Origin of the sequence: Streptomyces bohaiensis, assembly GCF_012033785.1 — a bacterium.
Taxonomy (GTDB): Bacteria; Actinomycetota; Actinomycetes; order Streptomycetales; family Streptomycetaceae; genus Streptomyces; species Streptomyces bohaiensis.
Genome location: NZ_JAAVJC010000293.1, coordinates 1 through 5,768, shown reverse-complemented (window position 1 = coordinate 5,768; position 5,768 = coordinate 1). Strand labels below are relative to the sequence as shown.

The window sequence follows — 5,768 nt, the reverse complement described above, 5'->3', positions numbered from 1 at the left end:
GCAAGTAGGCGCTGCGCCTCAACCGCCGCTGCCTGCGCCGTGCCGGGCGCTGCCGTCCGCCCGCAGGGGCGCGTCGCCCGCCGGCGTTTCGCGGTCGTTCGCGTCACCAGTCGCGCGGCGCGACCAGCTCCTCCAGGTCCGCGTCGGTGAAGCCGTACGCCTGCGCCACGAACCAGAACTCCTCTGCTATCGCGTCCCGCGCCACCGTCTCGAACTCCGACCCGGCCGCGTAGAACTCCTCCTGGAGGGTGTTGAACTCCTCCGTGGCCGCATGCGCCATCGCGTACAGCGCTGCGAGGTCCGCCGGTTGCTCCGTCTCGATCCGCAGGCACAGCCGCAGCAGGATCTCCCTGCCCTTGTCGAGGAGCCGATCGGGGAAATAGGCGTCACCGTAGAGCCCCGCCAGAAACTCCCGCTCCGCCACCTTCGCGTTGTTCACCGCAGTCACAGCGCCCCTTCGCAGTCGGCCCCGGGCCTCCCCGAGTCACCTGCTCCGCATGGTCGCCCACCCCACTGACAATTCAGCACGCCGCACCGGGGCCGGGGTCCGGGGCAGGCGCCCGAAGCCCGCGGGTCCGCCCGTCCGTGCCCAGGACTGCCCGGCCACGCGGTCTCCCGCCTGCCCGGCCGGTCACGGCAACCGGCCGGTCGGGGACCGGCCGGGTCGGTATCCGCGGCCGTCCGGTACGGAACCCCGGTCGCGCCCGACCCGCGTTCTCCCGCTGCTCGCACCGGCAGCCCGTGCCGGATGACCGGCGCGCCACGTGGCCGTCCTAGGATCGTGACCATGCCGATGTCGAAGACCGCCCAGGCCGCACGCGCCGAGACCCCGCCGTCGCCCCTCCCGCTGGCTGTGCCCGTGATCGACTCGCACACCCACCTGGACATGCAGGAGACGACCGTCGCCGAGGCGCTCGCGAAAGCCGAGGCCGTCGGCGTCACCCAGGTCGTGCAGATCGGTTGCGACGTCGAGCGGGCCCGCTGGGCCGTGGCCACCGCCGAGGAGCACCCCGCCGTCCACGCCGCCGTCGCGCTCCACCCCAACGAGGCCCCGCGCCTCGCGGCCGAGGGCGGGGACGCGGCGCTCGACACCGCGCTCGCGGAGATCGCCGAACTCGCCGCCCACCCCGCCGTGGTCGCCATCGGTGAGACCGGCCTCGACCACTTCCGCACCGGCGACGACGGCCGCGCCGCCCAGGAGCGGTCCTTCCGCCGCCACATCGCGCTCGCCAAGGAACTCGACAAGGCCCTCGTCATCCACGACCGGGACGCCCACGAGGACGTCCTGCGGGTCCTGGAGGACGAAGGTGCCCCCGAACGTACCGTCTTCCACTGCTTCTCCGGCGACGCCGACTTCGCCCGCCGCTGCGCCGAGGCCGGCCACTACATGTCCTTCGCGGGGAACGTCACCTTCAAGAGCGCGCAGCCGCTCCGCGACGCCCTCGCCGTCGTCCCCGACCACCTGCTGCTGGTCGAGACCGACGCCCCGTTCCTCACCCCGGCCCCCTACCGCGGACGCCCCAACGCGCCGTACCTCATCCCCTACACGCTCCGCGTCATGGCCGAGGTCCGCGCCACCGACGAGACCACCCTCGCCACCCACATCGCCGCCAACACCGCCCGCGCCCTCCGCCTCTGACCGCAGCGGAGCGGTCGATCCCGCTGTAGCTCGACCTCCGCCAACGAGTGCTGCTGAGACTGAAGGGTGCGGACATGGGATCCGTACTCCTCCATGACGGTTTCGAGAGGCCGCAGGGACGCCTCCGGGTGGAGGGCTGCCGCCGTCGCTGAACCGTACGCGTCACTGCAGAGTTGGGTTTCTTCCGTGCAGTCGGCGTCCATGCCTGTTCCGGAGTGCAGCCCCTCGAGGTACGCCAGGTCCGGGGCGTCCTCGAACTTCATGAGGCACACAATCGAGCCCATTTCCGCGTGCACCCCGTGGGCCGGCGGCACCACGTGAAGTCGAAGCGGGCAAGGCTGACCACCTGCTCCGAGACCACTTGCCGGGGACCTCCACCAGCGGTCTCAGCCTGCTCACGTCACTGTCACAGCCGCCGCAGTCTTCAGGGCAGCCGACTGTGCCCTCAGCTGTGCCCCGTTGCCCTTGTACCCCGCGTCACCGCATGCATCGATGGCTTCTCAGCACCACCGCTCCTGTATCACTGAGTACGGAGGCAGCACCATGCGACCACGGTCGGACAAGGCCACGAAACGAGCTGACGGCCGCCCCGCCGTACAGCGGACTCAATTTGCCTCTGCAGGCCTGGCTGACGGTCCCTTGACACCCGCGACCGTCACTGTGCTCCAGCGAATGGCCGCCGACACGAACGTCCCCGGTTACACGGCCGGAGCCGCCACCGCACCGGGCCACGCTCATCAGAGCGCTGTGTCCGAGGCCGGCGCGGACCACGGGCAAGCGACCCCGAGCAACTCCCCTTCAGTCGTTGATGCGATCAGGTCCCGGCGCCCGGTCAGTGCTCCCACGGCCGAGAGACTGCGCACCCTGCAACAGTCGATCGGCAATCCCGGTGTCGGCCGCCTCCTCGGCGCCGGCCTGCTGCCTGTCCAGAGGGTGTCGGCAACGCAGGCGAAGAAGGACATCGACGGCGACGTCAAGCGGTTGTGGCCCCTCGAATACGGAGGAGGGCGACAGGGGCGAGGGGCGGATCAGGTCCGCAAGCGCTATGCGCGCTCCATGGCGGACGATCGCACGTCCCAGACCCTGTCACATCAGAGCTTCCTCGTGTACGACGCAATAGCGGGAGAAAAAGAGAAGAGAAAGAGGAGCAATGAACTGGAGCGTGAAGTTCAGGGAATGCTAATAAACAACCGGCTGCTCTTCGCATCGAATTACAACGAGTCGATGGACATGCTGGAGTCGTACATCACGGACGGCGGTGAGGACACATACCTGGAGCTCGTGTCGACACATCAAAGCGATGATGGCCGATACAGGGGAGGTGGTCAAGAGTACCTCGATCGAATGGGTCGAGCCGACAGGAAGACTCAAGCCGTCCTGGCCGGCCAGCGTGGAGATCCCGACGACGCCACGGTCAAGGCTCTGCGGGCGCGTTTCGGTAAACCCGTCGCTATGCTGAGCACCAGCAGTCCGGATCTGCACGCGCTGTTGACCGACGACGCATTCGAGGGCTCGATCTTCTTCGTCCGTCAGGCCGGTGACGACGACCTGGTCCATGCCGAACAGAAGCTGCTTTCGATTCTGCATCAATCGGCCATCAATCCCAAAGAAGTCAGAGGCCGGCATGCCATCATGGGAAGGTACCGGGGCTGCCTCTGCTGCACGGCGGCCCTGATGTACTACAAGAGCAAAAAGTTCGGCTCCCTGGACTTCGACCCGAACCCGGGGTTCTATTACCGTGAGTCCCTGGACAACCTCGCCAAGCACCACAAGCATGTCGTAACCGACCCGGACTTCCGGGCCATCATGCAGCAACTGGCCTCGGAGCTGCCGAGTACGCCAGCGGGCTCCAACGCCGTCGTGCCCGGGGATGCCTACGAAAACAACGGCCCGGAGAGGAAAGTGCCCGGCGGGGAGGCGGCGACGCGGAACTACCGAACCCCGTCCCCCAGTGACGTGGAAGCGGATTACGACAAGCTCGGCAATCTCTCCTTCAAACCTTACAACCGTACATCGACGGTGGACGAGGACAAGCAGAAGACACGACGCATAGGCGTCGGTTCTTCTGGCACGACGCACCGCAACAGGGTCGACTGGGTTATCCAGGATGACGGAGACATCCAGGAGATCCAGGAGGCTTGGCTCCATGGCAGCTCCTCCGAGAAAGAAGAAGTCTTCAAGAGGTGGTACAGAAGCGAAGACCCAAGAAAGAGGGCGGGTCGAACGGAGCTTTGCAGTATCATCAGGCAAGTGGACAGCGCCAGGTCGGAGGAAGCTATCAAGGCCGCTATCTCCCGATATGCGGACGGGAGGACTGGGCACAAGGAGAGCGACAGAAAGAGAAAGGAGACCGGAGCCAGTCTCAAACGTGTACCGGAGCGCGGAAAGTACGCCAAGAAGAATCCTGAGAAGAGCAAGGCAAAGTCCGACCGGGCCAGCCAGGTAAAGATGAGCGCCAAGTCCAGCGGCTGGAGCACGCTTTATGGTGAGTTGGTCAAGCACGAGTCCTTCTACGCCGAGTGGTACCGCCTGGACAGGGAAAAGGGGGGCAAGGGGAAGGGTAAAAAGGAGGAGATCCAGCCCAGGCTCATGCCTGCCGAACTGCTCGATGTCGTGACCGACCTCAGGGATGAGTACTTCGTTTCCACCATGGCTGATCTGCTGCACGTCAACCAGAAGTCGCTCCGAACTGCCGTGACGAAAAATCTGGATCGGCGCACACAGGCGTCCGCGCCGGCTGCCGCTTCCCCAAGCCCGGTCGAGCAGGCGTACTACTACGCCGAGGACACCGTCATGGGGGGAATGGAATACGAGGAGCACGGCCCCACAGCGCCGCAGGGTGCAGCGTCCTACTACTCCGGGGGAGAAGAGGAGGACTTCTACTCGGACGGGGAATCGCAGGACGCCGGGCAGTCCGCGTACCCGTACGAGATGGGGCAGTCGTCCGGTTACATCCCCGACGTCGGCCCCTCCACGATGCGGCAGGAGGAGGATCACTTCCCGGGCTATACGCGGCAGGTGGACCGAATCGGACAAGTGACCTACGTGGACAATGAGACAGGCGCCCTCTGCATGTGGGACGCGAACGCCGGCAGCATGACTGTGATCAGCTTTCCCCAGCAGTACAACATGTACTGAAGCCACTCGTAGAGGTCCTCCGACAGGCAGCCGGACGCCACCAGTCACGCGACGGTGCGGACAAGACGCGCCCGCAGGCGTCCGGCTCCCCTGAAGCAGGTGCGCCACGGCGTGAGTCCGAACCCCTGCGCCGCGGCGTCCCCGCGCGCACCGGCCCTGCGGGGTGTGCGGGGGCCAGGCGGCCACGGCGTGCATCGTCCTCGGCCTGGAGGCGGGTCCGTTGGCAGATCTGTGCTGCACGGCATAGCAGTCCGCCCGCAGTGCAGCCTCCCGGAGCCGCTGGAGGACATCGCGTCGAATGTCGGGCTGTGGGTCGGGAGGCGGGCCTGTCCAGCGCGGCCGCCCGGCGTTCTGCCCGTCGTCCTAGACGGCCGCTGTCGGCCGCCGGAACGACGAACGATTGCCCACTCCCGCTCTGCGAGTACTGCGACGCCGGGGCCCGCGCCGCCTGACGCTCCACAGCAGTGGAGCCGCTTCTGCCGCTCCAGGGGCGCGCGCTGCCCCGACGCCGGTGGCGAGTGGTACCTCGGCAGCGGCTGGACGGCCACGCCCGCCGACTACCTGGCGTGGATGCGTAGGGAGGCCGAACGGCTGGCGCGTGCCCTCTCGCCCCGCCCCGGGGACGGACCCGCGCCGAGCGAGGCGCTAAGACCCGCCGCCACGAGCTGGGACCCGGCCGGAGTGCTGCGCGGCTGGGCGGCGGACGACGCGTACCAGCGGGTGCAGGTCGGGGCGCTGGGGGAGGGACGGCCGGTGGGCGTCAACACCCGGGGGCCGGACCGGGTGTGCGGACTCGGCGGTGTCGAGGTGCTGTACTCCGTCACCGCCCGCCCGGTGCTCTGCGGACGTGCACCGGTCCGCGCCGTGTCCCCGTTCACGTGACCGGGCCCGGCGGTCGCACGCCTGACCCCGCACCTACCACGCGCCGTCCGCACCCAGCCCGCGTCGTCGCCACCCGCACCGCCCCGCCCCGCCGCCCGGAAGGGCGGCG

5 protein-coding genes are annotated in these 5,768 nt (G+C 67.9%); 3 read left to right on the top strand and 2 right to left on the bottom strand.

From position 1 onward, the window contains the following. Positions 1 to 103: 103 nt before the first annotated feature. A complete protein-coding gene (locus HCN52_RS21170; protein WP_168090047.1) occupies positions 104 to 448 on the bottom strand; it encodes a DUF5713 family protein in 345 nt (114 codons plus the stop codon). 339 nt (positions 449 to 787) lie between these two features. Between HCN52_RS21170 and HCN52_RS21165 the strand changes: the two genes are divergently transcribed. Continuing rightward, positions 788 to 1,639 carry a TatD family hydrolase gene (locus HCN52_RS21165; protein ID WP_168090046.1) on the top strand — a complete coding sequence of 284 codons (852 nt, stop codon included), beginning with the start codon at positions 788 to 790 and terminating at the stop codon, positions 1,637 to 1,639. Here HCN52_RS21165 and HCN52_RS26455 read toward each other — a convergent pair. After that, the gene (locus HCN52_RS26455; RefSeq protein ID WP_376767180.1) at positions 1,543 to 1,953 is read right to left on the bottom strand and encodes a hypothetical protein; all 411 of its coding nucleotides are present in this window, start codon (positions 1,951 to 1,953) and stop codon (positions 1,543 to 1,545) included. The two genes, HCN52_RS21165 and HCN52_RS26455, sit on opposite strands and share 97 nt — an antisense overlap. Positions 1,954 to 2,311: 358 nt before the next feature. On the opposite strand from HCN52_RS26455, the gene HCN52_RS21160 reads away from it, so the two are divergent. Both HCN52_RS21160 and HCN52_RS21155 read left to right on the top strand, forming a co-directional pair. Beyond that, positions 2,312 to 4,777 carry a hypothetical protein gene (locus HCN52_RS21160; RefSeq protein ID WP_168090045.1) on the top strand — a complete coding sequence of 822 codons (2,466 nt, stop codon included), beginning with the start codon at positions 2,312 to 2,314 and terminating at the stop codon, positions 4,775 to 4,777. Between the two features lie 570 nt (positions 4,778 to 5,347). Further along, a complete protein-coding gene (locus tag HCN52_RS21155; RefSeq protein WP_168090044.1) occupies positions 5,348 to 5,659 on the top strand; it encodes a hypothetical protein in 312 nt (103 codons plus the stop codon). Positions 5,660 to 5,768 lie beyond the last annotated feature (109 nt).